Here is a 26,456-nt window from a genome sequence, read left to right on the forward strand (position 1 = left end):
AAGACATGAGAAGGATCATTCGGCATTTCGTTCACAACCGGGTTGTGATTATCATCGACCGCTTAAACGACGATCAAACCGCATCGTTCCAGGCTTTGACTTCACATTGCTTTAAGGCCGACTCCGTATCGCAATTTTGCGACAATTAGCTCAAGCAGGGTCTCCGCCGCCGACAGTAGCGTGTCCACTTCGTCGAACAAGCCGCGAGGAATTCCGGCCTTATTGCTTTGCAACACGTGAGGTGCCGCGGTGTTCGCTGTGCATTTTGAGGGCCCGCAGGGCCCGGTCAAGGGCGCGTAAACGCCTGGCTACGCAGTGGAAGCCGCTCGAGCGCTGCGGCCCTTCTCCAGTTCCGCGGTTCTTTTGTTTCGCAAGCTCTAATACGTACTCAACTCCGATCCGGATTATCGGTTCGGCGATGGCCGTAACTACATTCCTGAACAACGTACTGACTGTGCTTGTCATCGCCCCCATCGCGGTGGTATTCGCCTAAGGCTTCGGAGTCGGCCCGAAGCGGTCCTAATGGTAGCGCGATTGGCGCCGACTGCTATTTCCGACCCCTATGGCCCAACACTCTGGTAATGGGCCCTCGGGGATATCGCTTTTCAGACTATCCCGAACTTGTCCTTCCCCTTGTCCGCGTTGGTTCGTTTTCATCTCGGTTGCAATGCTGTTGGTGGTGGCCGCTATGATCGGGGGGGCCATGTCGCGCCCAATCGGTTCGACCAGATCGCGTTTAGCCCAAGCGCAATCAGGAACCTGAGGACTGTCCCTGCATTATGAGGACGCGACAGGGACTTCTTCAGGAAAGGCGTTCACGCCGGATCGATGGGGTGTGGTGATCGTGGCGGCTCAGGGGCTTATATACGGTCCGCTAGGCAGAAATTGCCTGCATCTGTGCGTCGACATGCAGCAACTGTTCGCGCCAGGTGGTCCGTGGGCTGTACCGTGGGCGCAGAAGGTGCTGCCGGCGATCGAAGAACTGGCGGGCAGGCACGCTCAGCGAACCTTGTTCACGCGCTTCATTCCGGCCGCTCGGCCTGGGGAAGGACCAGGTATGTGGGCGCGCTATTATCGTCGATGGGCCGAAGTTACGTTGGCAAACATGGATCCCAAGTTCGTAGAGTTGATGCCTCCCCTCAGACGGCTTGTACCCCCGGCGAAGGTTCTCGATAAGCACGTCTATTCGCCCTGGACGGAAGGGCGGCTCGATGCCTTGCTGAAGGATTCGGAGATCGACACGCTCGTTGTCACTGGCGGGGAAACCGACGTATGCGTCTTGGCGACTGTGCTCGGTGCGATTGACAGGGGGTTTCGACTTGTCCTTGTAACGGACGCCTTATGCAGTTCTTCAGACAAGACCCATGATGCGCTCATGGAACTATATCATTCACGGTTTAGCCAGCAGGTCGAGGCGGCCACGGTCCAGCAAGTTCTGGAGGGTTGGCATTAACACGAGGCGGTGGTCCATAAGGCTTTTGAGTCTCGTTAGTCATCCATTGGCTGGCCAGGGATAGCGCTTCCAATGAGGAATGGTCACCACGCTCAGTCTGCGACGAGCCCTGTTTGACCGCCAGTTGCGAATTCCTGACGACGGCTGTCGATTTTCCTCCGGTTCCACGGCTCGCCGGAGTCAAAGCCTGTCTCCGCGCCTCACCGCCAGAGCGGGACGCGAAGCTCGAAGGCCGATGAAGAAGTCAGACCATTCTGCCGAGGCCGTCGCCACCGTCTCGGTTATGGCTAAAGGCGGCCACCCATTAGGTGACAGCCACAGAGCAACTTTCCATCACCAGCCCACCTTGTCGACCGTGCTTGGTAAGTTGAGGCGAATGAGCATCGCCAAGGCGGGTTTCCTATCTAGCGCAGGATATTGTCAGCCTCTCAACCGGCTTGCCGGGGCAGCTTTCGTGCTCGGACCCATCGATTTCGCCACCGTCGGAACAAGCAGGCCATGTTGACGTTTTAGGAAGTTGATATGTTGTTCGGCCGGGAGGACCAAAATGGATATCACGACGCTCCTGCTAATCATCCTCATCGTTCTGCTTGTAGGAGGCGGCGGTTGGTACGGTCGAGGACGATGGTACTGACCGAAGCACTTCATGGAACGCGTTTGCGGAGGCAGTCGAACCGTGGCGACGCCTTCCTTAGCGTGCACTAAGGCCTCTTAGCTCAAAAGTCCGGGGGTGCGATGACTAGTGCGGACGTTCTTTCCAAACTGTTTTCTCCTGATGGGAGTCTGGTTGGGCCAGGCTTCCGCGAGATGCTCGACGAGCTACCGCTTGCAATTTACGCGACAGACGCCAATGGGATGGTCACCTACTTCAATCCGGCTGCCGCAAGCCTGGCTGGCCGAATTCCACATATTGGCGAAGATCACTGGTGCGTAAGCTGGCAGCTACGACGCCCAGACGGTTCAATCCTGCCCCACGACGAATGTCCGATGGCACGGGCCCTCCAACAAAAGCGACCAATTCGCGGCGAGGAATTGATCGCGGTGCGCCCCGACGGCGGAGCCGTGTCGATCTTGCCGTTTCCGACTCCGATATTTGATGAGCAGGGAGCGATTACTGGTGCGGTAAATGTGCTTTTTGACATTACAGATCGAAAGTCTGTCGAGACTGCATTGCATGCCAAAACAGAGCGAATTGAGGATCTCGCCAGCATTGTACGAAGTTTGTCGAGCGACATACCTTTGGACAAGATTGTCCAACTTGTTACTGACTCTGCAACGAGGCTAAGCGGCGCAAAGTTTGGTGCGTTTTTTTACAATGTAATAGACGAAGCCGGGGAAAGCTTTCAGCTCTTTACGCTATCGGGCGCACCGAGATCAGCGTTCGAGACATTTGGAATGCCGCGCAACACCGCTGTGTTTTCTCCAACGTTCAGCGGCGAGCGAACGGTGAGAAGCGACGATATTCAACTCGACTCCCGGTATGGCAAGTCTGCGCCACATTTCGGTATGCCCAAGGGACATCTTCCGGTGCGGAGCTACCTTGCCGTTCCCGTCTTAGCTCGTTCAGGCGAGGTCCTTGGGGGGCTGTTTTTCGGCCATGACAAGGCTGGCGTATTTTCTCAAGAATCGGAACAGATAGTCCAGACGATCGCAGCTCACGCAGCAATTGCGATCGACAATGCCCGGCTTTTGGTCGCGAGCCAGCGCGATTCCGATGATCGCCGCAGGGCAGAGGTGACGATAGAGCACTTGGCTTCTATCGTTGAGAACACCAGTGATGCGGTAGTCAGTACCGACACGCAAGACATAATCAAAAGCTGGAATAAAGGTGCCGAAAATCTTTTTGGTTATTCAGCCGATGAAATCGTCGGAAAGACCATAGTTGTTTTAATCCCCTCAAATCTTAAGAGCGAAGAGAATGAAATCTTAGATCGAGTTCGCAATGGCGAACGGATTGAACCCTATGAAACCCAGCGGCTGCGCAAGGACGGCACGCCTGTCGATGTATCTCTGACAGTTTCCCCAATTCTCGATGGCGATCACCGCATAGTGGGCGTGTCCAAAATCGCTCGCGACATAACTGAACGGAAAAGGTCGGAAGCTGCACTTTCCAACCAAGCCCGTCAGCAGGCTGCTCTCCATAGGCTTACCGAACGTCTCCATCGAGCGCGAAGAATTGAAGAAGCGTACGCGGCGGCGCTAGATGCCATCCAAGCGGCGCTTGTTTGCAGCAGGGCTTCGATTTTGTTGTTCGACCAGACTGACAAAATGCGCTTTGTGGCGTGGCGAGGTCTTTCCGACCGTTATCGGGCGGCCGTCGACGGGCATTCTCCTTGGAGAGCTGAAGCCAGAAATCCTGCCCCAATCTTCATTGACGACTTGAATGCGGTGGTCGTTTCCGAAGAACTCAGGACTGCCGTTCGCGATGAAGGGATCGGAGCCATAGGTTTCATCCCGATGCTTGCGGGGAAAAAGCTGATCGGGAAGTTTATGGCGTATTACGACCAGCCTCACGCATTTTCGGTGGCCGACAGCGAGCTTGCACTGACGATCTCCCGACAATTGGGCTTTAGCATCCAAAAAATCCGGTCCGATCAAGCCAGACGTCAGGCGCAGGCTGAATTGCGGGAGAAGGAAGCAAAGGAGCGGGCACGTGCCACTGAGTTACAGACTTTGATGGAAGCGGTGCCCGCGGCGATTTGGATCGCCCGAACGAGCGACTGTAGCGTCATAAGCGGCAATCGACGCTCGTTTGAACTACTTCGCCTGCCTCCAAATTCTAACAGTTCCTTGTCAGCCCCTCCCGATGAGCGCCCTGAGCACTTCCAGGTATATTCCGAGGGCAAGATGTTGGAGGCCGACGAGTTACCTGTCCAGCGCGCAGCGCGCGGGGAGGAGGTAGCAAATTTCGAAGCGGAAGTTCGCTTTGCAGACGGAACTTCCCGTCACTTGTTTGGCAATGCCACTCCATTGCGCGAAACAAACGGACAGCTCGTGGGCGCCGTTGCGGCGTTCGTTGACATCACAGAACGCAAGCAAGTCGAGGCCGCGCTGAGAGAAAGCGAAGGGCGCTTGCAGATGGCGTTGGACGCCGGGCGAATGGGAGCTTGGGATTGGGACATCGTAACCGGGAAAGTCATTTGGTCACCCGGGCTTGAACGGCTTCACGGTCTAGAGCCGGGGGCATTCGGTGGCACAATCGAGGACTTCAAAAGAGATATTCATCCCGATGATTTGGCTGCGGTTGAGCAGCAAATTAGTACCTCCATCGAAACCCACCAAGACTATCATGCGTCATATCGCATCCGCATTCCCGATGAGACCATAAGGTGGGTAGAGGCATTTGGCCGGCACGTTCCTTCACAAAGCGGCGGCGATAGGCGACTGGCAGGCGTCTGCATGGACGTTACCGAACGTAAGGCATCCGATGCGCAGTTGAGCCTTTTGGTTGCTGAGTTGAGTCACCGGGTTAAGAACACCCTTGCAACGGTGAATTCGATAGCTCGACAGTCGTTCGCATCGAACCCGGACGTTGAAGAAGCTCAACGCTCTTTTGGTGCCCGCATTCGCGCCCTTGGGCAAACGCACACCAGGCTCGCGGAGTCGAGCTGGGCCGGCGTTTCGCTTGAGACGATCGTACGCGACGAGTTGGCTCCGTACCGAGAAGATGGCGACGGTCATTTTGAAATTTCAGGTCCACACATCACGCTCACGCCAAAGCGCGCGTTGACGTTGGGAATGGCGATGCATGAACTCGCCACCAATGCGGCAAAATACGGAGCCCTTTCGACACAACATGGCGAAGTGAGCGTGACCTGGCATGTCACTAAGAAACCGCCTGAATTACAGATTCAATGGCGCGAAGCAAATGGCCCCCGCGTCAAGCGCCCACAGCGGCATGGCTTTGGGCGTTTGCTTTTGGAGCGTGTGCTTGTCGGTGAGTTCGGCGGCTCGGTACGGCTCGATTTCGCGGAAAAAGGTCTCACATGCTCAATCGAGCTTCCCCTGACCGAGTAGGCGTGATGACAGCAGAACATTCTTCAAGGGTATTGGTCGTTGAAGATGAATATCTTCTGGCGATGTTGTTGGTGGACGATCTTCAAGCCGCGGGGTTCGTGCCACTGGGACCATTCTCAACTTTGGAGACAGCCCTAGAGGCATCTCGAAGGCTGACTTTTGACATGGCCACACTCGATGTCAACCTCAACGGCCAATGGGTTTATCCTTTGGCAGACGAACTGTTGACGCGAGGGATTCCGTTTCTATTCCTCACGGGGTACGCGCCAGCAGATATGCCGGAGAAGTTTCGTGCTCTCCCACGATTGACGAAACCTTATGACGCGCCGGTGCTTGAGCGCCGGCTCCGCCTTCTAGGTGGGTGATCGTGAATGCCTCGACTCGGTTATCTGATAAGGCCCCAGGTAGCTGCCACCATCGTGGCATAGGACCTGTGCACTCGTTCACCCCGGTGATTTGCTTCTGTCCTGTGCGCGAAGGTGGTCATGTACAAAGTTGATTTCTCCCCAGCCTTATTGGGAACCTGAGTGCGTGACGATCGTGGTTTGGTGCTGTCGGCGGAGTCGAACGTTAACCGCGTGCTTCAGTGCTTGAGACAGGTGATCAAACTTCCTCCCTGGATCCAGCCGGCTCTCGTAGACAGTGGCTGTCCGAGCTTGCAAGGTCGATCGCCAACGAACAAGCGTCGATACGGTCAACATCTTCGCGTACTGCCAAGAGCAAAACCAAAAGCTGTTTCTGAAGCTGATCTGTTCTTGTCCAACCAGCTGTTGAAATCCGAAAGCCTCACGGTAAGCGATGTTGCCACCCGTCTCGCGTGACGGAACCGCTCTGCTTCAACATGTTCTGCCACCCACCAAGCGAGGGCTAAAGCATAAAACCCTTGCAAGACACAAACAGCGGAACTGCCCGCTGCGCTTCGCGTTTCTACCAAACAAGCGAGCTCTAAGGCTGAGCCGCTCATAGGGAGGAAATTATGTCGCCTTTCAAGACAGTTACAGTCGCATTGACGCTGGGAACGGCATTCTTGAGCAGCCCTCTGTATGCAGAGACTATGAAATTCAAGGCTGATCTGAAGGCCGCTAGCGAGGTTCCGCCGGTCGACAGCAGTGGGACTGGCTCGGCAGACGTCACGGTGGATACAACTACCAAGAAACTATCATGGACGGTTACCTCGAGCGGTTTGACCGGGGACGCAACAGCTGCGCATTTCCACGGCCCTGCGGCAGCGGGTGAAAACGCAGATCCCGTAGTCGACATTTCAGCTGCCGTTGCTAGTGGGACGGCGGACATAACGGATCAGCAACTGACCGATCTGCAGGCGGGTAAATGGTACCTGAACATCCATACCCAGAAGTTCCCCGATGGGGAAATCAGGGGGCAGGTGGAAAAGGCACCGTAGTCTCCGAGCATATTGGGCCCGGGCTGACGATCAGCTGAAACAAGGTCGGTGCCGCCTATTGCTCCAGTCGCCGACCTTGCCGGCGCGCCGAGCATCCGGGCACGAGATTCGCGTGGGATCAGTGGAGGGACTACATGAACGAACCCGTCATTGCGTTCGATGCGGGTCGAATGCTTTTGGGCGATGAGCCGCCTCTGTTCCTGTTGGAAATAGCTTTCCGAACAGTCTTCATTTATCTCTACACGCTGATCCTTATCCGATGGATTGGAAGTCGATCGATCGCACAGCTATCGCTCGTCGAATTCCTGTTGGTGATTGCGCTGGGCTCCGCTGTCGGGGACGCAATGTTCTATCCCGATGTGCCGCTGGTCCACGGCCTTATCGTCATAACCTTGGTCGTGCTGCTCGACAAAGGGCTGGCCTATGTTGTGGCGCGGCACCCGGTCCTGGAAGATGTGATCGAGGGAAAAAGCGTCGAGGTTGTGCGCGATGGCGTAATCGCCTACCGGGCGCTTCAAGCCCTGAATTTTGGCCATGACGAACTTTTTGAACAGCTGCGATTGAAGGATGTCGCGCATTTGGGACAAGTTCGCGGCGCGTACTTGGAAACAAATGGCGCGATTTCAGTGTTCAAGTTCGAGACTGATGCCAATCGGCCGGGGCTTTCCATCCAACCTCCCTGGGACGTGAGCGAACCACGGAAGGTACATGCTGGCAACACGTCGCCTCGACAAGTCCGGCTGGCGTGCGCTCAATGCGCGACCGTGACCGAGAGCTCTGCCGACCAGATCCTGAAGTCTTGTCCGAACTGTAGCGGCAGCGTCTGGCACGAAGCTGTTTAACAGCCGCTGCTGACATTAGGCGGCCCGCGAAGCGCTGCCGCAGTGCGGCACAGGAAAGTATGGCAGCCCCCTCAACTGCCTGCCGAAGCCGGTAGCGGCAGGTCATTTTGGTCGCGGACAGTCGACCGACGCTTCTAGGAGCGAGTTATCGTTCCGCCCAGCCGCGTTCTGACATATGGCGGGTGACGGCTCGAACTAATTCCTACGTTGTGAGTTGTTTGTATAGACGCAAACCCAGGAGGAAACGCACATGGATTGGAATCGGGTCGAAGGCAATTGGAAGCAATTCAAGGGTAAGATCAAGGAGCAGTGGGGTAAGCTTACCGACGACGATCTCGACCAGATCGCAGGGAAACGAGACCAACTCGAAGGCAAAATCCAGGAACGCTATGGTCTTGAGAAGGACCGCGCCAAGAGGGACATTGACGACTGGTACAGCAGACAGGACTGGTAATCTCGAACAAAACCCCGCCGTAGGCGGGGTTTCCTTTTCGGCACGGCGAGGCCGGCCCATCACCGCGACGCCGATCGGACGTAAGCTCCGGATAACATGCAGGAGTCATGTGAGCCTCCGGCCGCCTGATTACACAACTGCATTAGCTGGAACGAATGACGTCGCATGCCGTTTGCTGAGTTGGACAGGCACGGGTGACGCGATGCACAATGCATTCTTCAGGATTCCAGTGACAGTTCTGTTGTCAACTGGCGATACTCGTACGCTGTGCGGTGCTTCCGACGCTACCATCTTTATGATGGAGAAGGAGAAGTGGCCCGAGGAGCACGGCTCAAGCTACCGGGACGCGCTGCAGGCCTGCACTGGCTCACTGTCTAACGCGGACGATGTTGAAAATGCCCGCCGCGCATTTTTGGCAGCCGCGCATGAGGCTGGCTTCAACGTTCAGCGCGATGGAGACGCCCCATCGCTCCGTTCGGTAGAGCAGCCCAAGTCGTCCTACACGCCCATGAGAAACGGCGCGATCGTGAGCAAGACGACTTTCTTACCCGTTTCCTGGCACGGGAGAAACGGGTATCACCGAGGCTCAGGCGCGAAAACTAATCGAAATGGTTGGCATTGATCGTGCTTCATTATTGCGAGAGGCCAGGATCTTGAAGGCGCTGCATTGAATAGTGAGCGCTGTTCTCAGGCGGTTCCTGGTCGACGTAGGCCCAGGGCAGGAGGTCGTCGATGTTGGGATGGCCGTTTACGATCCTGGCGATGGATGGGTCTCGCGCGATTTTATCACGGGGCATCCTTTAGCCACCCGTCGAGTGTAGCTGGATACACGGGCGAGGGCGGCAGCCAGTCCGCCGCCCTCTGTGACAATCAATCAAGCGTGGACAGATCGAGTATCACCGCTCTCCGGCGGCATCTCGCCATCCAGTACCAGGATGTCCTTCTTGCGAGCAAAGGCGGTGAAGACACCTCTGGCTGTCTCGGCGTCCACATCTCCAGACAATGCAGCTTTGCAGGCCCTAATCGCCGCTCGTTGCTCCGGGCTGTTTCCGCACCATTCCATCGCGAACTGGTAAGCATCAACGACGGTATTGAGTTGGCGAGGAAAACCAAGGCCTACCCAAACACGGATGGGCTTTTCGAAAAATTGTGCGAGCATCGCGCGAGCCCTCCGCTTATGTACCGAGACCACTGGCGCCAGCCTTTCCGTCTGTCATCCATGGCAGCGGAATGCTGATCTCTTCGAGAATGTTGGCCGATTGGGCGAAACCGCAGAATGCCTGCCTTGCGGCGCGTAGCGGGTAATCGCTATCAATAGCTCGCTGACAAGCGCGAAGAGCCGTCTCGTAAATCGTGCCGCGCCGGTTCTTGGGCCATTCGTAGAGAAATTCGAGGGCGTCCTCCAGGCAGGCTATTTCCTCGATTAAGCTGTTTCCGGACCTCACGAAAACAGGGCTGTCGAACATCCGATCGCTCATCAGATCCTCCAAGTCGAACGAAAGTTTGCGTTTTGAATAGGCCGATGCCGACAGCGGCAGCGACCCGCAATTGATATGTGTCGGCAAATTTCCCGATTCAAGATCAGCTTGATGAAAATTCACCACGCAAGGTAGGGTAATTCATGAGAAACGATCGCGCGTGGAACGATCAGTTAGTCGTGCTCGGACTGCTGCAGACCAGAAGAGTAAATCCGATTGAGAACCTCGCACGCAGCCCTTGCTCGTCTCAAAGGGCCGATCTACCAGTAGCTGAGGCCAAATCAGTCTGCCTGGCTAGTGAAACGTTTGCTGCGTGGCGCAAGGCTTGCGAAACGATCAAACGCCATCCCGCCGCGTGACAGAAAGCTCTTATCGCCCTCAAAGAAGGTGGCGGGCTCACTACACGTTCTTCGGGTCTTTCATTGGCCGGTCACTTCCTGGGAAACGTCTGGGAAGGGCCCAGGATCTCGCACCCGGTCCAGTACCCCGATCATAAACATGGCTACCACCGCGAAAGCCACGGCAATCAACGTAGCATACATGCCTGTGTTGTTACCCATCTGAACATCTCCTTGAGATGACTGGAATCAACCGTCGGCAGCCCCAACAGTTCCCGTCAGCCAATCGACTGCTTAAAACGGCGAGACAAACTCACATGAAGACCATCCGAAATGACAAAGGTATTGGAGATGGGCAAAGCCACCGCTCGCTCTGCATCGATGAGTCATGGCCGAACAAGTCGACTGTGTTCCGGTGGCTTGCTGCCGACGAAGCGTTCCGCTGCACGAGCACGCACGCGAGGCCCAGGCCAACGCCCTGTTCGACGACATCCTCGACATCGCGGACGACGGCACGAACGATTTCCAAGAAGAATGCCGACGCCACGGATTACGAGGCTTTGATCGCAGAGCATATCCAGCGGTCCAAGCTTCGTGTTGATGCCCGCAAGTGGATGGCCGGCAAGCTTCAGCCGATGAAGTAGGGCGAGAAGATCACGAACGCCAACGATCCGGATAACCTGATCCTGGTCCCAGTCCTGAATGTCAGCGGCAAAGCAGGGCGCGGCGTTCATTGTCGTGGCAACTGAGCGAAGTCGCAGCCTCGTTCCCGTACGGGGGATGCGAGTTTTTGATCTTCCTTCGTTTTGGACAAGTACAAGGGCTGGTTCCCGCGCATCTTGCGCAGCGGCAATCCGGGCGGCATTGGCCTCCAGTTCGTCGAGAGCACCTTCATGACGGCGCGGTCGAATACAGGATCTACAAGACGCCCCCGTCTGCGGGCGGCATACTTCGCCAGTACATTCCGGCAGCTCGGAGACAATCCAGCCATCCCGGCCATGAGGAACCAGAAACGCCTTGGGCCGAGGAACGGAACCAAATAGGCCGTGCCGCGTCATAAAGGCAGTTCCCGTCCGGAGTGAAAGCGATGATCAGGCTCCTTGTTGTCGCCGCGGCGTTCCTCCTCGCTTGTGGCGGGGCACAAGCGGCCAGGCTGGACGTGACCGCTGTTGACCAGGCTCAATTCACGTCCGACGGACCAAGAGGTTTCAGCTTAGCGATCCTGAAGGCGCAAATTCTTTTGGATCGTGCGCGCTTTTCGCCGGGCCTGATCGACGGCCGCCCCGGAGAGAACTTCGCCAGTGCGGTCAGGGCCTTCCAGACGGCGAACGGATTCCCGGCCGATGGCAAGCTCACTAGGGAGACCTGGGACAGGCTGTTGGCAACCTCCTCGAGCCCAGCCCTGGTCACCTATGAGCTGACGCGCAAGGATCTGCGCGGACCTTTTACCAAGCGAATCCCGGCTCGTCTGGAACGGATGTCCCGCCTGTCGAGGCTCGGCTATCGCGATGCGGCCGAGAAGCTGGCGGAGCGCTTCCATATCAGCGAACAACTGTTCCGAAGGCTCAACCCAAGCATCGGCCTCACTAAGGGCGGCACGAAGTTGCTCGTCCCTGATATTGGCCGGGGCGATCCTCCCGCCGCCATTGCCCAGATTGAGGTCGACAAGGGGGCTCGCGTGGTCCGCGTTCTCGATGCTTCCGGTAAAGCGCTTGCAGTCTACCCTGCCTCGATTGGCAGCGACGACAAGCCGGCGCCGAGTGGCCAGGCAGAGGTGAAACGCGTGGTGCGAAATCCGACCTATCACTACAAGCCCGATTTCGCTTTCAAGGGCGTCAACACCAAGCGACCCTTCACTATTGCTGCCGGACCGAACAATCCGGTGGGATCCATCTGGATCGATCTTTCTATCGAAAGCTACGGCATTCATGGCACGCCCGAACCCGGCAAGATCGGAAAAACCTTCTCGCATGGCTGCATCAGGCTGACTAACTGGGACGCCGAAGACCTCGCCTCTATGGTGCAAAAGAGCACGAAAGTTGGATTCAAGGACGAAATGGCGGCCGCTGGCGACAAGCCTAAGTAGGCAACACCGCACTTTATGCAGATTCATGTTGTCTACTCTCCTGTGTCGTAGTTTGGCACACAAGATGGCTGACAGGAACGGCCAGAGCACAATCACGCAACCAATCGCTAGCAAGCAGAGCGCACCCCCCCAACATTTGCTCCATAGGCTTGCCGAGAGGGATTATCGCCAATCCCTCCTCTTGCCACCCTCACTTGATTCTGAGGCCGAAAGATCGCGCAATGGTTAAATCCGTTGGGACATAGGGCGGCATCAAGCCCGACTCTTTCTGCTGGAGAATTGATCCGCCAGACGGTTCCCCAGTCTCCTAACGGCCGGTTTCAAGGTTGACAAAGCCAGTTGTAGGGCGTGGTGGCCGAACGCTGCTCCCCGCAATCGCAATTACGATCACGCGCTCAAGAATGGCGGCACATATTGCCAAGCGTTGCAATGCCTCGAACCCTGATGGATGACCAGCGGCCTCTCTTGAAATGACCTCTTTGAAACACATGTCTGAGTTTGAGGAGGTGCCTTATGCTTATCGGCTACGCACGTGTTTCGTCTGGCGATGAGCAATCCTTGCTGCAGCACGACGCGTTGGCCAAGGCTGGGTGTGAAAAAATCCACGTTGAAACTGGTTCTGGCGGACGACGGAAGCGGCCGAAGCTCAGAACCGTGCTTCTGGAAATCCAAGCTGGCGATGTCCTGTGCGTTTGGAAACTCGATCGCTTGGCACAATCGACGAGGCATCTCCTCGAGACGGTAGAACTGCTTAATAAAAAGGGCGTGGGTTTGAAGTCACTTACGGAGGGCATCGATACGACCTCGTCAAATGGAAAACAGGTGTTTCGCATATTTAGCGCGCTGGCCGAACTTGAACGGTCGATCAGCAGTGAGCGATCAGAGATACGTTCGACTTTGTCGGGGACTAGAAAGAGCAGGGCCAACCGCGTTCTGTCTGAAGCTGACATATTCCTGGCCACCAAGCTTTTGAAATCCCACAACTTAACGATGGCTGAAGTCGCTGTTCGCCTTGGCGTGACGGTGCCGGTGCTCCTTCAGCACCTTCCACCCCATCAGTCGCCCACACTCGAGGGATAGAGCTAGCTGTATTGAGGCTGGGACGATGAAAACGACGGCCGATAGCTCGAAGAGCCCCAAGCGCGATGGAGTTCTGAGCGAAGACGCGAGCGCATTGCTGAGCGGCCATGGTTTGCGGGCAGGGTGGGCCGTTCTGCGTGAAGCTACACTTCGCCTTTGGAACGACGAGGCGATGTCGCTGGCAGGAAACATCGCGTTTCGCAGTGTGTTAGCAATGTTTCCGTTCTTGATTTTTATCAGTTCGCTGACGGCTTTCGTTGGCGATCAAACGATGGCAAGTCGGCTGATCGAGTTCTTGATCGCTATCGTCCCAGCGCCCTTGGTAGACACCTTGGTTGCAGAAGTTCGCGCTGTTTTAACAGACAAGCGCGGCGGAGTTGCCAGTATCGGTATCTTGCTGACGGTATGGTTTGCCGTAGGCGGGGTCGACAGCATCCGGGTCGGGCTCAACCGCGCCTACGACGTCAAAGAGGACCGCTCCATGCTGGCCGTCTTCGTCACTCAGGTGTTGGTTGTGCTCGGAGGCGGACTGACTTTCGTCATCGTCGCCTTTCTCCTGGTAGCGGCTCCCCTTGTTGGTCTCATTGCTCATCGCTTTTTTCCTGGAATCCAGCCTGCCTTTTCCATCTTCGAAATTGTTCGATATCCCTCCGCGGCCTTTATTTTGATGATCGCGCTGTTCGTCTTCCAGCGCGTCGAACACGATTTTCAAACATGTGGCCCGGTGTGCTGTTTACCGTATTGGTCTGGTTGGTGTTGGCGATTGCCTTCTCCTGGTACCTGACGAGTTTTGGGAACTATGCGAGCTATTATGCCGGGATCGCGGGGGTGATCGCGGCTTTGTACTTTCTCTATTTGGCAGCGCTGGTCCTAATATTTGGCGGCGAGATCAATCGGGCTATCAGGATCAGGCGGCTGGGGCTCGCATTACGCCAGTCATCTTAGCATGAGCGGCCTGGTTGGAGCGCTTCGAACGGCGAGGCGATGTTCCACCGCCGGAAGAAGGCATGATTGTAAGGCGGATTCGTCTGGGAGGAGGAGCCGGAGGTGACCGCGATGTTGACGACTGACATCAGGGAGCCGCGCCCCCCGGCGCTCGCGCTGATGAAGGTAGACGGGCGGCCGCCAATGCGGGCGCAGGCACCAGAACGAAAAAAGGACTCCGAAAGCGCAGCAAGATGAATCGACAAACGCATGGTCATTTTTTCGACCCCAAAAACGCTAGGTTCCTCTTTTTGCCGGCGGACCTCAGTTTCAGTTTGCGACCCCGTCAAACATTCGTTTTCGGGTTCGCTTTTCCGTCAGACAGCTGCCGCGCCGCCAAGAACATCACCGCGTACGCTGCCTTCCGTCGGTCCCAGCCTGCGGATTCAGTCATGTCGAGCACCTCGGTCAGCACCGGCTCCAGCACGGTTTTCAGATCGGCCTCATAACTCAGTTCGGACGCCGCACGTTGCGGCGGCGCAATCTTGTTGATGTTGATCGTATCCATGGCATTACCCGTGGGGCCGTGCCCGCGCCCGGATAGACACGGACACGGCCTATCTATCTCTTAGAAGTCCATGCCACCGCCGGGCATTACCGGTAGCGGCGTGTCCTTCTTCGGCTTCTCGGCCACCATCGCCTCGGTGGTGACCAGCAAGCCAGCGACGGACGCAGCGTCCTGAAGTGCGGTGCGCACCACCTTCACCGGATCGATGACGCCCTGTGTGTAGAGGTCGCCAAACTCGTTGGTTTGTGCGTTCCAGCCATAGCCGAACTCGGCCTTGTCGCGCAGCTTGCCAACGATGATTGAGCCTTCGGCGCCGGCGTTTTCCGCGATCTGTCGCACTGGCGCTTCGAGGGCGCGCCGCACGATCTCGACGCCGTGTTTCTGGTCGGGATTTTCGGCCTGGACATTGTCGAGCGCCTTTACCGCGCGCAGCAAGGCAACGCCGCCGCCGGGCAACACACCTTCTTCAACTGCCGCGCGGGTGGCATGCATCGCGTCATCGACGCGATCCTTGCGCTCCTTCACCTCGACCTCGGTCGAGCCGCCGACGCGAATGACGGCGACGCCCCCGGCGAGCTTGGCAAGGCGTTCCTGCAGCTTCTCACGATCATAGTCCGAGGTGGTCTCCTCGATCTGAGCCTTGATCTGGGCAACTCGCTCCTGGATCTCGGTCCTGGAGCCGGAGCCGTCAACGATGGTAGTGCTTTCCTTCTCGACGACCACCTTCTTGGCGCGGCCCAGCATGTTCAGCGTCACATTCTCGAGTTTGATGCCGAGATCTTCCGAGATCGCCGTGCCGCCGGTCAGAATGGCAATGTCTTCCAGCATCGCCTTGCGGCGATCACCGAAGCCAGGCGCCTTGACGGCAACGACCTTGAGGCCGCCTCGCAACTTGTTGACGACAAGTGTAGCCAACGCCTCGCCCTCGACGTCCTCTGCGATGATCAGCAGCGGCTTGCCGGACTGGACGACTGCCTCGAGCACCGGCAGCAAAGCTTGCAGGTTGGACAGCTTCTTTTCGTGAATCAGGACATAAGGCTCTTCCAACTCGACGCGCATCTTGTCCTGGTTGGTGACGAAATAGGGGGACAGATAACCGCGATCGAACTGCATGCCTTCGACGACTTCGAGTTCGGTTTCGGCGGTTTTTGCCTCCTCGACGGTGATGACACCCTCGTTGCCGACTTTCTGCATCGCCTCGGCGAGGAAACGGCCAATTTCGGCGTCACCATTGGCCGAGATGGTTCCGACCTGGGCGATCTCGTCGTTTCTGGTGACCTTGCGAGCATTGACCTTGAGTTCCGCGACCACGGCGTCGACCGCCTTGTCGATGCCACGCTTCAGGTCCATCGGGTTCATGCCGGAAGCGACAGCTTTGGCACCTTCCTTGACAATCGCCTGGGCAAGCACTGTCGCCGTTGTGGTCCCGTCGCCGGCGATGTCGCTGGTCTTGGACGCGACCTCGCGCACCATTTGCGCGCCCATGTTCTCGAATTTGTCCTCCAACTCGATCTCCTTGGCGACGGTGACGCCGTCCTTGGTGATGCGAGGGGCGCCGAACGACTTGTCGATCACCACGTTGCGGCCCTTGGGACCGAGCGTGACCTTCACCGCGTTGGCGAGAATGTCGACACCGCGCAGCATCTTCTCGCGGGCTTCGGTATGGAATTTGACTTCCTTAGCAGCCATTTTTCTTGCTCCTTCTCAAAACGGCAGGTGCGACCTAAGCGGCCTTCTTCGCCTGGACCGCGGCATCGATCACGCCCATAACGTCGGACTCCTTCATGATCAGGAGATCCTCTCCATCGAGCCTGATCTCGGTGCCGGACCATTTGCCGAACAGGATGCGGTCGCCAACCTTGACGTCGAGCGACAGCCACTGGCCGCTGTCGTCGCGGGTGCCCGGACCAACGGCGATGACCTCGCCTTCCTGCGGCTTTTCCTTGGCGGTGTCGGGGATGATGATGCCGCCCGCCGTTTTTTCCTCGGCCTCGATGCGGCGGACCAGGATACGGTCGTGCAATGGACGGAACGTCATGTCGTTCTCCTCATGGACAAACAGATTTTGAGGTTCCTCCGCGCCGCATCCGAAGCGGTGCCGGCGCGGGTGCGCGACCCTTTCCGGCATCGCGCGCTATCGATCTGGGTGAGGATTTTTCCAGTTTCAAGAGGTTGAGGAGAAAATTTTAGCACTCGACCTTGCACAGTGTTAGCGCGCTGGATTCATGCCGCTATTCGCCCCGGCAACGTGATTTCGGGACTTGAAATTTTGTTCGAATTCTCCAAATTTTTGTTCCGGTTGCAGATGGAGGGTTACGGCCTCACGACCGCGGAAATCCATTATCACCTTCCTGATTACCCACGTTTGTTGCAACTTTATGTCTGGCAGGAATACGACCTCGCACCGGAATTCCCAACGCTGAGAGGTTTCCTGAGCTACTGGGAACAGGAACTTGAAGGCGCGCTGCATTCCGTGCGCGTTGCCCACCACCGCCTAATCAAACCTGCCGAGTGGCAGGCAGTGGATGGGGTATTTACGATTCAGTGAGCACCCGGGCCCGGTACAGCCGGGCCCTCTATCTCGTCATCGTCGGGTTCAATCAAGTCAATCAGTGCCGCAACCCGCGTTCCGGGCAGAGGGCGGCCTTGCCCCATCAACGCGTCGTCGCCGAAAGCCCAACCCCACGCCTCCCTGAGTTCCTCGAGCGAAGCACCGGACAGGATCACTTGTGCAATCATCGTATCGTCCACCGGCCCGAGGACCGAGACAACGTCTTCCCGCGTCATGGTCATCGCTTGCCTCCATGGATTTGCCAGCGGAATAGATGGGGATTGGACCGAGCGCTTTCCAGCGGCTCCGGTCTGTGAATACACCACCAAGCCGTCAAAATGTCGGACCGATTGATCCCCCTTGACGTAGCGTAAATCGCTTCCCAACTCATTATTCGTCGGCCGCTGTAAAGGGCCGACACGGTCAGGGAGCGCCGGGCTTCTTGGCGCTCCTCGTACCTATGTTGCTCCAAGGAGGATGTAGCTATGAGAACAAATATGGACTTCTCCCCCTTCTACAGGTCGAGCATAGGCTTCGACCGGATCTTCGATCTGCTTGAGAAATCCAGTTCACCGCAGGCCGACAATTGGCCGCCCTATGACATCGTCAAGGTCGGTGAAGACACCTATCGCATCGCTCTTGCGGTAGCTGGGTTCGCAGAAGACGAGCTTTCGATCACGCATGAGCCGAACCTGCTCGTCATCAACGGCTCGAAGACAGAAAATGGCGAGGTTTTGTATCTCCACCATGGACTGGCGATGAGGACCTTTGACCGACGTTTCGAACTCGCCGACCATGTCAGTGTCATCGGTGCCAAGCTCGAGCACGGCCTGCTGATCATCGACCTCAAGAAGGAAATTCCCGAGGAGATGAAGCCGCGACGGATCGCGATTAACGCCGACGCTGACAAGAAGTCTGCATCCAAGCGGATCGAAGGCAATGTAGCGGCATGATCTTAACTGAACCGTCCAGCGCGCCCCCATCTGGGACGGGGTGTCGTCGCGACCTAACGAGAAAGGACAACAAAGAAAACGGAGAAAAAGGCAATGAGTGTACGTGACCTGATCCCATGGAACCGTGGCAACAACCAGGCCCCGGCGATCAATCGCAGTGAGGACATGGATCCGTTCATGTCGCTGCATCGCAACGTCAATCGGCTGTTTGACGAGGTGTTCCGGGACTTTGACACACCGTCGGTTCTTGGGCGCATGAAGCCTCGCAATGGCACCTGGCCAAGCGTCGAATTCTCGGAGAACGACAAGGAAATCCGGGTGGTCGCGGAAATGCCCGGGCTTGACGCGAACTATGTCGAGGTTCTTCTTGAAGACGGTGTTCTCACACTTCGCGGCGAGAAGAAATCGGAAACCGAAGACAAGGATCGTCAGTTCAGCGAACGCTATTACGGGCGTTTCGAGCGGCGCCTTGCTCTTGGCCGCGAAGTTGATGAGGACAAGGTTGAGGCCGGATTCAAGAACGGCATCCTCACCGTCACGCTGCCCAAGACGGAAAAGGCGCAGGCCAGCGCCAAGCGCATCGCAATCAATACCACCAAGTAAGCTGACTGGCCGGTCGGGTGCCCAAGGCCCCGGCCGGCATCCTTCAGCTGGACGGAGCCGCCGACACGAACGAGGATACAAACCGAATAGTGTTGAATTGCGGGCGGACGGCGAACGCGTAGCTTCCGATGATGTTACCCGCCAATCGGCCGCCACGAAGTGGCAAATTTCGGTGCGCATTTTCCGGCCTGGCCGTTTCGTCATGACCTCGGCTCGCGGCGGCCCTCAACTGGTGTTCGAACGGCGGACGCCTTCGCGAGGCACTGTGGTCTTTGGGCTCGCGTCTTTTCGGTGGTGCTCTTATTTCTGCGGAACGGAAGTCAGCCGGTTCCGTTCTTGCGGAAGGGACGTCGAATGGAGAATTGAAATGAAAAGTATTTTCGCAATTACCGCTGCTGCTGCGGCCATGCAACTGGCGCTTTCGGGAATTTCAATCGCCCAGACAAGTGTGTCGGCAACAACGGATCTAAATGTCAGAGCTGGCCCGGGCCCCCAACACCCTGTGATAGGCGTGATCGGGGCAGGGCAGTCGACAACCCTCAATGGCTGCCTCAAAAGCGGCAAGTGGTGCTCGGTGGCAACCGCCAATGGGGAAGGCTGGGTTTACTCCGATTACCTGACCGGGGACTTCGGCGGAACCCGAGTTATCTTGACGGAACGTCCTGCTGACTCAGTCAAAGTTGTCGAGCCGGCCGACAAGGGCGGCGGGGATGCAGGGGCAGTCGCGGGCGGCGTAACGGGAGCCGTAGCAGGCGCACTGATTGCCGGGCCTGTAGGCGCTGCAGTGGGCGGCGCAGCAGGTGTTGTGGCCGGAGGTGCAGCGGGCACCGTTATTGATCCGCCGGAGAAGGTGCGGACCTATGTCACCACAAACAAGATCGACCCCATCTATCTAGACGGTGAAGTGGTGGTCGGCGCAGGCCTGCCCGAGACGGTGGAGCTTCGAGAAATCCCCGACTACGAGTATCGGTATGTGTATGTGAACGGACAGCCGGTACTAGTGGACGCTAAGTCCCGTCAGATTGTCTACATTGTGAGATAGTGGTCATGGGGCCGCCATTGGCGGCCCCATTTCTTCAAGATGCATTAAAAGGTAAGCAGGGCGGACTCTCAATCAGGCTCGATTTTTGCAAGCTACCGGGAGCAAATTGGCGAAAGGCTTTCGCTTGACCAGCCTGCGAACGCCGCGATCTTCCTAGAAATCGGCCAATGCAGCGCGCCTTCCGCGGTTTCGTGGGAGACCACTGCGCCTGCTAGGCCGCGGCTTAAGATTCGGTGGAATGGCGTTGAAAGAGAGTAATGCGATTAAGAATGCCTATGCGGCCCAGCGGAACAAACGCGTCTGACAGATGTTACGGCACGGATGGGACCTATTGTTGCTGGAGATTGATCATGAAATTCCACCCAAGGATTTGGGCGGGCACTGCACTCAGCTTGCTGATGGCATCTTCGCAATCGGGTGCTATGTCGATTAGCAACGAGTTTGCAGCCTCGCCGAACTTGATGAGAACACAGGATATGCTGGTTCAAGCCGATTGTCTCGAGGGCGAGACGACGGAAGCGTGTGCACTGCGCCTGCGGCAAGGGGCTCCAGCTGAACAGGTGCCCGCCCCGGTGCCGGAGGCACCCCCGGCGCCTGAAGCGCCGGTAACGCCGTCGCCCGAAGCTCCGGCTGCTGATAAGCCAGCACCTGAGGCGCCTGCTGCCGAACCCGCGCCGGTGCCGGTGCCGTCTGATCAGCCGCCGGCCGAACAGCCTGCCGCTGAGCAACCAGCTCCAGAGGCCCCTGCGGCGGTACCAGCGCCGGCTCCGTCGGATCAGCCACCAGCTGAGCAGCCTGCCGCTGAGCCACCAGTTCCGGAGACCCCGGCCACCGAACCTGTGCAGCCGGCTGGAGACCAATCTCAATCGGGCGAAAAGCCCGCTGATCCGAATGCAGCACCGGTCCTTGATAGCCAAAAGGAAGCCCCAGCGACAGAAGGCAGTAGCCAACCGGGGCAGGCTGGGGACAAGGCAGCTCAGCCGGCCCCACCGCTGGATCAGGCTCCGCCGCCCGCAACCGACGCCGCCGCCACCGAAGGCGCGCAGCCGGCAGAAATCCAACCCGTTACCGTCGAAAAGGGCACTCGTGTCGAGCGAGCGCCCGACCAAGATATGCGCCGCCGCGAACGGCCAGAAGGCGTCGATGTCGTGCGGGAGATTGGCGACCGCATCATCATCCAGATCAATAATCAGGTGATCGTCGAGAGCAACGACCGGCCGCGTATGATCCGGGGCGCGCGCGAGGTCTACTATGAGGATCTGCCACGCGGACGGACGCGCGAAACGATCGTGCGCGAGAACGGGACGCAGATTGTTACTATCCGTAGCCGATATGGCGACGTCATACGCCGCTCCCGGATCACGCCAGATGGCCGTGAATACGTGCTCGTTTACGTCGATGAGCTCAATTACGATCAGGTCGGGGAATGGCGTGATCCGGGTCTTGACTTAGGACCAATCCACCTAACCATCCCGGTCACCGAATACATCCTGGTGGCAGCGAATGTCGAGGACGCGGACGCCTATTATGAGTTCCTTGAAAAACCACCGATAGAGCGAGTGCAAAGGCTCTATTCGATCGACGAGGTGAAGCGCTCAGCTCGTGTCCGTGACATTGCCCGCCGCGTCGATCTGGACACCCTGACGTTCGAGTTTGGTTCCGCGGAAATCCCCCAGAGCGAGGTCGTCAAGCTGGAAGGTGTTGCGAAGGCGATGGAAAGGCTGCTTGAGAAGAATCCGGCGGAAACCTTCCTCATCGAAGGCCACACAGATGCCGTAGGTTCCGACCTCGATAACCTGGCCCTATCGGACAGGCGCGCGGAAGCGGTCGCTGAGGCGCTCACGAACAGCTTCGCAATCCCGCCGGAGAACTTGGTGCCACAGGGGTATGGTGAGCAATATCTCAAGGTGAACACCGAGGAAGCCAACCGCCAAAATCGGCGCGTTGCTGTCCGTCGCATCACGCCGCTGGTGGCGCCAGTGGCAGCAGCTAAATAAGCCCATATACCCGCGGCTTGACGAAGAGCCGCGGGTTCAACCGGAGGGCCTGTATTTCACAATGGTCCTGCCGTTCGCGACATCAGGCCTCCTAATCCTGATCGGGTGGCCTTGCCGCTGGCCATAGCGGGAGTAACGTATCGCTGGTATTGATGTCGCCCATTTTCCAGCACAGGCGCCGCAGATGACATCCGATACAGATAAAGCCGAGGCTGTCGAGCAACTGCTCGATACACCTGACCTTGCCACTGCGCTGGAAAGCGAACAATTCAAGAAATTCCTCGACCAGGTGCCGATTGCCATAGCGGTCTCGGAGCTGAAGGCAAAGGAGCGCGTCGTCTATGCCAATCCGGAATTTGAAAAACTCTCGGGCCTGACGGCGGACGGTCTCACGCGGCAAAACTGGTCCGCACTTTCCGGCGTTGGCCTGCAACAGCAAAAGGACCGGCCACTGGCGGAGGCCGTGATCGAGGAAACCGATTTCGTTGGCACCTTCCGGCTGGAGCGCGACGAGGATAAGCAGGCGCTTGTCGACGTCTATTCCAATCTTATCGAGGACGACAACGGCAATATCTGCTTTCGGCTGGTGGCGCTTGTCGACGTGTCGGCTCATGGCGAGACTGAGGATCCGCGCTCGGTCGACGAGCGCGTGCGCGAAAAGGACACGTTGTTGCGCGAGTTGCAGCACCGTGTGAAGAACAATTTGCAGATGATCACTGCGCTGATCCGTCTGGAAACCCGAAATGCGACCGAGCCGGATCAGAAGCGTTTCGAGAGACTGGCAGGACGTGTAAACGCGCTCGCGATCCTCTACCAGACGCTGTCCGCTGACGAGCAGAAGGATGAGGTCGATCTCGGCGTCTATCTCAGCCAGATCGCGTCAGCGGTGATGACCTCGCATGCGGTCGAGGGTATTCGCCTCGACATGAAGGTGGATACTTATCCGGTCTCGATTAACGTCGCCATGCCGACAGGGCTGGTGGTAAACGAGTTGCTGACCAATGCACTCAAACATGCATTCCGCGGCCGTGAAGGTGGCACAATAACGCTACACAGCATCGTCGACGGTGGTGGTTGCAGGGTCGTGGTTGCGGACGACGGGGTCGGCCTACCTGAAGGGGAGAGCTGGCCCAAGCATGGTAAGCTGGGGGCGCTGATAGCGCACTCGCTGACTGAGAACGCCAAGGCGGAATTCGACGTCAGCTCAAGTCCCACCGAGGGAACCAGGGTGTCCATCATTTTCAAACGGTCGGCTGCTGGTGCGTCCTCGTAACTGAGGGGCGTCATCGAATAAATGACGATTGGAGCTTGCTGGTCGTGGAACTTTAGCACCCGCCTAAAACGCGAACTATCGGACCGCAATGAGAACCGTCGGAGTTCGCCCGGCCAGCTTTGTCAACTCGAGTGTGCTACGGGCAGAGAGCCGAGAGCGGGCAGGAACACCGGCCAGTTGCGCTTACTGCTGGCCGCCGATAATCAGAATATCGGAATCGCGTGCAGCAGCAATAAACGCCAGGCGCGCGGCTTCGGTAGACCGTTTCCCTCGTATCGCGAGCAGGCAGATATGCAACGCCTCGCTGTAAGGTGAGCTAACGTCGTCCGGCCAGAATTCGTCGACAAGACACTCGCTCGCCTCTATCACCGTCGACACGACACGCATTGTCCCGGCCAGCCCGAGGGCAACTACAACATGTCTGCTGAACTCACCTGTCGCCATCCGTACGCGCTTCGATCGCAATGTAGTGCCCACAGGGTGCCGCAGTGGCGTGAAAATTTCGTAAGCAACGATCACGATCCATCAATCCAGGATCGAGGTGCGCACATTGATTTCACCGCTGCCGCGGGATCGCCAATGACGTGGGCTTTGCGTTGTACACCAGCCGCCAACTCCAAGGGCCGCGCGCCCGTTCAAAACCCGTTCGATCTGGGAGGCCTAATGACGCAACCAAAATCTTATTACGCGCGTTGGGTTTGATGGAATTCAGGCCACATATCTGGGTGAAGGAGAGCGATCTCGCGATCTGCGTTATCAGTTCCCTTGCGGAAGCGCTCGAATTCCTCGCCGCATGGCCGCCAAATAGGCGAGGGCCCTTCTTCTATCTCGCCTCAAACAGCGTTCAATCAGCAGCCGCGGGTTCGATCGATCCTTATGAGGCCCGCGAGGTGTTTGAGATGTTTTGCCGTGAAGCAGGCATTCTGGCCGAAGCGAAGATGAACGAGTGAGATGCATTTGGGCCTCATGAACCTTTCCCTGTCTTGGCCGTTCCAGGTTTATGAACGTCCTCAGCCGCGAAACGAGGGCCGCGCGCGATTACAATGAGGATGATTCAGATGGCCGACCCCATGGATGTCCAAACGACGACTAACCTTTCGATGGAACCGCGACAAGGCATGCGCCCTGTCATGGTTTGCCGATCGGTTTACCATTCCGGAAAGCAACGAAGGACCTTGTCGCCACCGTGCGGATGGCGATTCCAGGAACCATGCTGGCCGACTCACGCGTGTTGAAGGTCAGGACTAACGAGGCGTATGCGGGCCGAGCGCGTAATCAGGTGGCGGTCTGGGAAACAAGTCATGTCCTGGCGTTTAAGACAGTGGCGGCGCAACTCCACAGCAGGTGGCAAATCGGTGACCGCTCCTGCGTTTGCTCAGATTCTGGCCGGAATGGCGATGCTTCACATCCTGGCAGTCCCATTTAGGGCAAAGCTGGAGTGGAAGCACGGGCTGGACATCATGGACCGGTCGATCCAAGCGTCAAGATTGCCAAAAGCGGGCCCGTTTCATCCGGTAGCCAGGCTGCTCGCTGCCGCCGGGCGACGCAAAACTTGACGGCCCGGGAATCGGCACATTTTTGCCACCTGAGCGACGCATCTTTTCGTTGGTCTCATCAACTGGCTCGGTGCTGCCGTCCTTGGCCGCAGAACTCCTGTTTTCTGCGGCCTTACCAGAGACGTTGTCATTGGGGTCGCGGTAGTTTCGCGCTGGCTTGCGAGCTGCGATTTCAAGTTTGTACGGCATCGTTTGCTCCCACTTTCCTGAGATAACATGCGGTGTCGCGTAAGGTTCCTGTCTACGGAGCAGGCTGCTCGCCAGCCCATCGGTCGAGGTTCAAATCTTCCTCTGCAACCAGATCGATGCAACAGCACGTACGGCGACAGCGCACGCCGGCGGCTTCAATCGCTGAGTATGGTGTTTAAGCCGAAGAATCGATCCAATGACCAATGCGAGGCGTCTTGCACGCAAGGGCTCGGCAAGGGAGGGACGGAACCATCGGAGTAGCCGGTCTTTGGCCGCCCTCTATCCCGCTGAGCCAATACTTCCACCGAAGGGGCCAGCACCACCACGATCATGCGACGGAAAATATCGCCGCCGACGAGCGCCGAGCTGTGGAAACGTTTCACCGCTTTGGCAACAGTAGTTTACCGGCAGCCATGGCGCCAATGAACAGCCCGCGGAAGGAAACGACTTGGCAGAAGCCCTGATGTTGGCAGAAGCCCTGGTGCACTGTTTCTGCATCAGGGCTCTCGCCAGTCAGTCCATGATGTACACGACCTTGCGAGTCTGCGGGTCAATGAGAACGGTACGACCGTCCATTACAACATACTGATACTTGTTGTCGGCAAGCGCGCCTGGCTTGAGGATATCAGGAATGATCGCTCCTAGCACCAGTTCAAAGTTGGATGGACGTTCGACGACCACCGGATTGGCTTTCACGTATTCCCGGACAACGACTTCCTCTTCGGGGGTCACGATCACAGTCTGGGCAGCCGTGAATACGGTACCTGCGAGCAGGATGGCGACGGCAAGTGTGCTTCGGAAAAACATCTCAACAACCTCCTGAGTTGATGTGTAACAACCGGTATGGGCCGAAACGGTTCCGTGCTTGGTGGCGCAGGCGTGCCGCGCCCGGGCGCTCTATGGAACTAAATGCCGCTGCGGCGCTTCATGGCCTGAATGATCATAGGAGACAAAAATGGCCGGCCTCGGACGAATAGCCCTCGCAGCGTTGGGTATCCTCGCCTACCAAAACCGCGACAAGCTGGGCGAAATCATCAAAAAAGTTAGCTCTCCAAACACTGACCCTAACAATCCCGGGGGAAACGAGAACGTGTTTGATCAAGCTGTGAAAGGGGGAATGGGCGGGCTAAGCGATCTCTTGAACCGCTTGAAGGCTGCTGGCTCGGGCGATGCAGTCGACTCCTGGATGGGGAAGGGGGCAAATCAGCCAATTGGTCCTGCAAATGTAGAGGCTGCAATCGATGAGGAAACACTCGAATCTCTGATCAGGCAAACGGGCATGTCGAGGCAGGAAATTCTTGACCGCCTAGCCGTCGACCTCCCAAAAGTCGTAGATGAGATAACACCAGAGGGCACGCTGCCCGAGGAACCGACGCTGCTAGATCCCGTCCCGCCCCCTCCTAAGCCTTAGTTGAATCCTTGCCGGCGATGTCGTCGAATGCCGTTGTCAGGCCGCGCAATGAGGGCGGAGGGGACGACATCAGTTTCATTTGCGGCTGTGCCCTCAAGGTTGAGCCCTCGGTATGGCACTGTCCGCAGCCGCGCGGGCTGGCCAGCACTGGAATTGTCGCGGAATGCGCCGGATTACTTATTTAATCAATGCAGCCGTTCGGCCTCAGCCCCCGCGTAGCGGAATGCGCGTTTCCTTTG

The 26,456-nt window shown here is 57.5% G+C and carries 29 protein-coding genes and 1 pseudogene; 20 read left to right on the forward strand and 10 right to left on the reverse strand.

The genetic code is table 11. The features are described 5' to 3' along the window. Positions 1-844: 844 nt before the first annotated feature. The 8 genes from J1C56_RS32105 (at position 845) to J1C56_RS33870 (ending at position 8,790) form a co-directional block, all read left to right on the forward strand. Positions 845-1,453 (forward strand): cysteine hydrolase family protein, encoded by a 609-nt coding sequence (locus J1C56_RS32105; RefSeq protein WP_338001547.1) that lies wholly within the window; start codon positions 845-847, stop codon positions 1,451-1,453. Between the two features lie 150 nt (positions 1,454-1,603). After that, a complete protein-coding gene (locus J1C56_RS33575; RefSeq protein WP_338001548.1) occupies positions 1,604-1,744 on the forward strand; it encodes a hypothetical protein in 141 nt (46 codons plus the stop codon). 444 nt (positions 1,745-2,188) lie between these two features. After that, positions 2,189-5,470: a PAS domain S-box protein gene (locus J1C56_RS32110; RefSeq protein ID WP_214393969.1), complete on the forward strand. Its 3,282-nt coding sequence runs from the start codon at positions 2,189-2,191 to the stop codon at positions 5,468-5,470. Between the two features lie 5 nt (positions 5,471-5,475). Next, on the forward strand, positions 5,476-5,835 hold the full coding sequence (locus J1C56_RS32115; RefSeq protein ID WP_214393970.1) for a response regulator: 360 nt from the start codon (positions 5,476-5,478) through the stop codon (positions 5,833-5,835). Positions 5,836-6,446: 611 nt separating this feature from the next. Next, complete coding sequence (locus J1C56_RS32120; RefSeq protein ID WP_214393971.1) at positions 6,447-6,872, forward strand: CHRD domain-containing protein; 426 nt, start codon at positions 6,447-6,449, stop codon at positions 6,870-6,872. A 134-nt stretch (positions 6,873-7,006) separates the two neighbouring features. Further along, entirely contained in the window at positions 7,007-7,714 is a 708-nt protein-coding gene (locus J1C56_RS32125; RefSeq protein WP_214393972.1) for a DUF421 domain-containing protein, read from the forward strand. A gap of 250 nt (positions 7,715-7,964) precedes the next feature. Then, a complete protein-coding gene (locus J1C56_RS32130) occupies positions 7,965-8,168 on the forward strand; it encodes a CsbD family protein (protein WP_214393973.1) in 204 nt (67 codons plus the stop codon). A 202-nt stretch (positions 8,169-8,370) separates the two neighbouring features. Then, positions 8,371-8,790: a DUF982 domain-containing protein gene (locus J1C56_RS33870; protein ID WP_214393974.1), complete on the forward strand. Its 420-nt coding sequence runs from the start codon at positions 8,371-8,373 to the stop codon at positions 8,788-8,790. Between the two features lie 252 nt (positions 8,791-9,042). On the opposite strand, the gene J1C56_RS32140 is transcribed toward J1C56_RS33870, so the two are convergent. Next, positions 9,043-9,327: a DUF982 domain-containing protein gene (locus J1C56_RS32140; RefSeq protein WP_214393140.1), complete on the reverse strand. Its 285-nt coding sequence runs from the start codon at positions 9,325-9,327 to the stop codon at positions 9,043-9,045. A 16-nt stretch (positions 9,328-9,343) separates the two neighbouring features. Then, a complete protein-coding gene (locus J1C56_RS32145) occupies positions 9,344-9,646 on the reverse strand; it encodes a DUF982 domain-containing protein (protein WP_214393141.1) in 303 nt (100 codons plus the stop codon). Positions 9,647-10,223: 577 nt separating this feature from the next. On the opposite strand from J1C56_RS32145, the gene J1C56_RS32150 reads away from it, so the two are divergent. The 4 genes and pseudogenes from J1C56_RS32150 (at position 10,224) to J1C56_RS32165 (ending at position 14,095) form a co-directional block, all read left to right on the forward strand. After that, on the forward strand, positions 10,224-10,628 hold the full coding sequence (locus J1C56_RS32150) for a terminase small subunit-like protein (RefSeq protein ID WP_214393975.1): 405 nt from the start codon (positions 10,224-10,226) through the stop codon (positions 10,626-10,628). Positions 10,629-11,071: 443 nt separating this feature from the next. Further along, positions 11,072-12,070, forward strand: a complete 999-nt coding sequence (locus J1C56_RS32155) for a L,D-transpeptidase family protein (RefSeq protein WP_214393976.1) — start codon at positions 11,072-11,074, stop codon at positions 12,068-12,070. Between the two features lie 513 nt (positions 12,071-12,583). Beyond that, a complete protein-coding gene (locus J1C56_RS32160; RefSeq protein WP_214393977.1) occupies positions 12,584-13,150 on the forward strand; it encodes a recombinase family protein in 567 nt (188 codons plus the stop codon). 214 nt (positions 13,151-13,364) lie between these two features. Next, positions 13,365-14,095, forward strand: a pseudogene (locus J1C56_RS32165) (YihY/virulence factor BrkB family protein). On the opposite strand, the gene J1C56_RS32170 reads toward J1C56_RS32165, so the two are convergent. The 4 genes from J1C56_RS32170 to groES form a co-directional block, all read right to left on the reverse strand. Beyond that, on the reverse strand, positions 14,092-14,352 hold the full coding sequence (locus J1C56_RS32170) for a hypothetical protein (protein ID WP_214393978.1): 261 nt from the start codon (positions 14,350-14,352) through the stop codon (positions 14,092-14,094). The pseudogene J1C56_RS32165 and the gene J1C56_RS32170 overlap by 4 nt on opposite strands. A gap of 68 nt (positions 14,353-14,420) precedes the next feature. Further along, the gene (locus J1C56_RS32175; protein ID WP_214393979.1) at positions 14,421-14,642 is read right to left on the reverse strand and encodes a hypothetical protein; all 222 of its coding nucleotides are present in this window, start codon (positions 14,640-14,642) and stop codon (positions 14,421-14,423) included. Positions 14,643-14,702: 60 nt separating this feature from the next. Then, positions 14,703-16,331, reverse strand: coding sequence for a chaperonin GroEL (gene groL, locus J1C56_RS32180; protein ID WP_214393980.1), 1,629 nt, complete (start codon positions 16,329-16,331; stop codon positions 14,703-14,705). A 34-nt stretch (positions 16,332-16,365) separates the two neighbouring features. Further along, complete coding sequence (groES, locus tag J1C56_RS32185; protein ID WP_214393981.1) at positions 16,366-16,680, reverse strand: co-chaperone GroES; 315 nt, start codon at positions 16,678-16,680, stop codon at positions 16,366-16,368. A gap of 267 nt (positions 16,681-16,947) precedes the next feature. On the opposite strand from groES, the gene J1C56_RS32190 reads away from it, so the two are divergent. Further along, complete coding sequence (locus J1C56_RS32190; protein ID WP_214394004.1) at positions 16,948-17,190, forward strand: usg protein; 243 nt, start codon at positions 16,948-16,950, stop codon at positions 17,188-17,190. On the opposite strand, the gene J1C56_RS32195 is transcribed toward J1C56_RS32190, so the two are convergent. Then, on the reverse strand, positions 17,184-17,435 hold the full coding sequence (locus tag J1C56_RS32195; protein WP_214393982.1) for a hypothetical protein: 252 nt from the start codon (positions 17,433-17,435) through the stop codon (positions 17,184-17,186). The genes J1C56_RS32190 and J1C56_RS32195 overlap by 7 nt on opposite strands. 243 nt (positions 17,436-17,678) lie before the next feature. Between J1C56_RS32195 and J1C56_RS32200 the strand changes: the two genes are divergently transcribed. From J1C56_RS32200 to J1C56_RS32220, 5 genes are all read left to right on the forward strand, one after another. Beyond that, the gene (locus tag J1C56_RS32200) at positions 17,679-18,146 is read left to right on the forward strand and encodes an Hsp20 family protein (RefSeq protein ID WP_214393983.1); all 468 of its coding nucleotides are present in this window, start codon (positions 17,679-17,681) and stop codon (positions 18,144-18,146) included. Between the two features lie 93 nt (positions 18,147-18,239). After that, positions 18,240-18,749 (forward strand): Hsp20/alpha crystallin family protein, encoded by a 510-nt coding sequence (locus tag J1C56_RS32205; protein WP_214393984.1) that lies wholly within the window; start codon positions 18,240-18,242, stop codon positions 18,747-18,749. Positions 18,750-19,116: 367 nt separating this feature from the next. Further along, on the forward strand, positions 19,117-19,791 hold the full coding sequence (locus tag J1C56_RS32210) for a DUF1236 domain-containing protein (RefSeq protein ID WP_214393985.1): 675 nt from the start codon (positions 19,117-19,119) through the stop codon (positions 19,789-19,791). Positions 19,792-20,141: 350 nt separating this feature from the next. After that, positions 20,142-21,788, forward strand: coding sequence for an OmpA family protein (locus J1C56_RS32215; protein WP_214393986.1), 1,647 nt, complete (start codon positions 20,142-20,144; stop codon positions 21,786-21,788). A gap of 184 nt (positions 21,789-21,972) precedes the next feature. After that, positions 21,973-23,061: a sensor histidine kinase gene (locus J1C56_RS32220; RefSeq protein ID WP_214393987.1), complete on the forward strand. Its 1,089-nt coding sequence runs from the start codon at positions 21,973-21,975 to the stop codon at positions 23,059-23,061. 183 nt (positions 23,062-23,244) lie between these two features. Here the strand turns inward: J1C56_RS32220 and J1C56_RS33250 are convergent, their stop codons facing one another. Then, complete coding sequence (locus J1C56_RS33250) at positions 23,245-23,580, reverse strand: DUF982 domain-containing protein (protein ID WP_214393988.1); 336 nt, start codon at positions 23,578-23,580, stop codon at positions 23,245-23,247. 182 nt (positions 23,581-23,762) lie between these two features. Here J1C56_RS33250 and J1C56_RS32230 point away from each other — a divergent pair, with 182 nt between their 5' ends. Beyond that, positions 23,763-24,011, forward strand: coding sequence for a DUF982 domain-containing protein (locus J1C56_RS32230; protein WP_214393989.1), 249 nt, complete (start codon positions 23,763-23,765; stop codon positions 24,009-24,011). 531 nt (positions 24,012-24,542) lie between these two features. On the opposite strand, the gene J1C56_RS32235 is transcribed toward J1C56_RS32230, so the two are convergent. Both J1C56_RS32235 and J1C56_RS32240 read right to left on the reverse strand, forming a co-directional pair. Then, positions 24,543-24,806 (reverse strand): hypothetical protein, encoded by a 264-nt coding sequence (locus J1C56_RS32235; RefSeq protein ID WP_214393990.1) that lies wholly within the window; start codon positions 24,804-24,806, stop codon positions 24,543-24,545. A gap of 513 nt (positions 24,807-25,319) precedes the next feature. Further along, positions 25,320-25,613: a DUF1236 domain-containing protein gene (locus J1C56_RS32240; RefSeq protein WP_214393991.1), complete on the reverse strand. Its 294-nt coding sequence runs from the start codon at positions 25,611-25,613 to the stop codon at positions 25,320-25,322. A gap of 148 nt (positions 25,614-25,761) precedes the next feature. Here J1C56_RS32240 and J1C56_RS32245 point away from each other — a divergent pair, with 148 nt between their 5' ends. Beyond that, positions 25,762-26,217: a YidB family protein gene (locus tag J1C56_RS32245; RefSeq protein WP_214393992.1), complete on the forward strand. Its 456-nt coding sequence runs from the start codon at positions 25,762-25,764 to the stop codon at positions 26,215-26,217. Positions 26,218-26,456: the final 239 nt, after the last annotated feature.

This window comes from Aminobacter anthyllidis (assembly GCF_018555685.1).
GTDB classification, from domain to species: Bacteria; Pseudomonadota; Alphaproteobacteria; order Rhizobiales; family Rhizobiaceae; genus Aminobacter; species Aminobacter anthyllidis.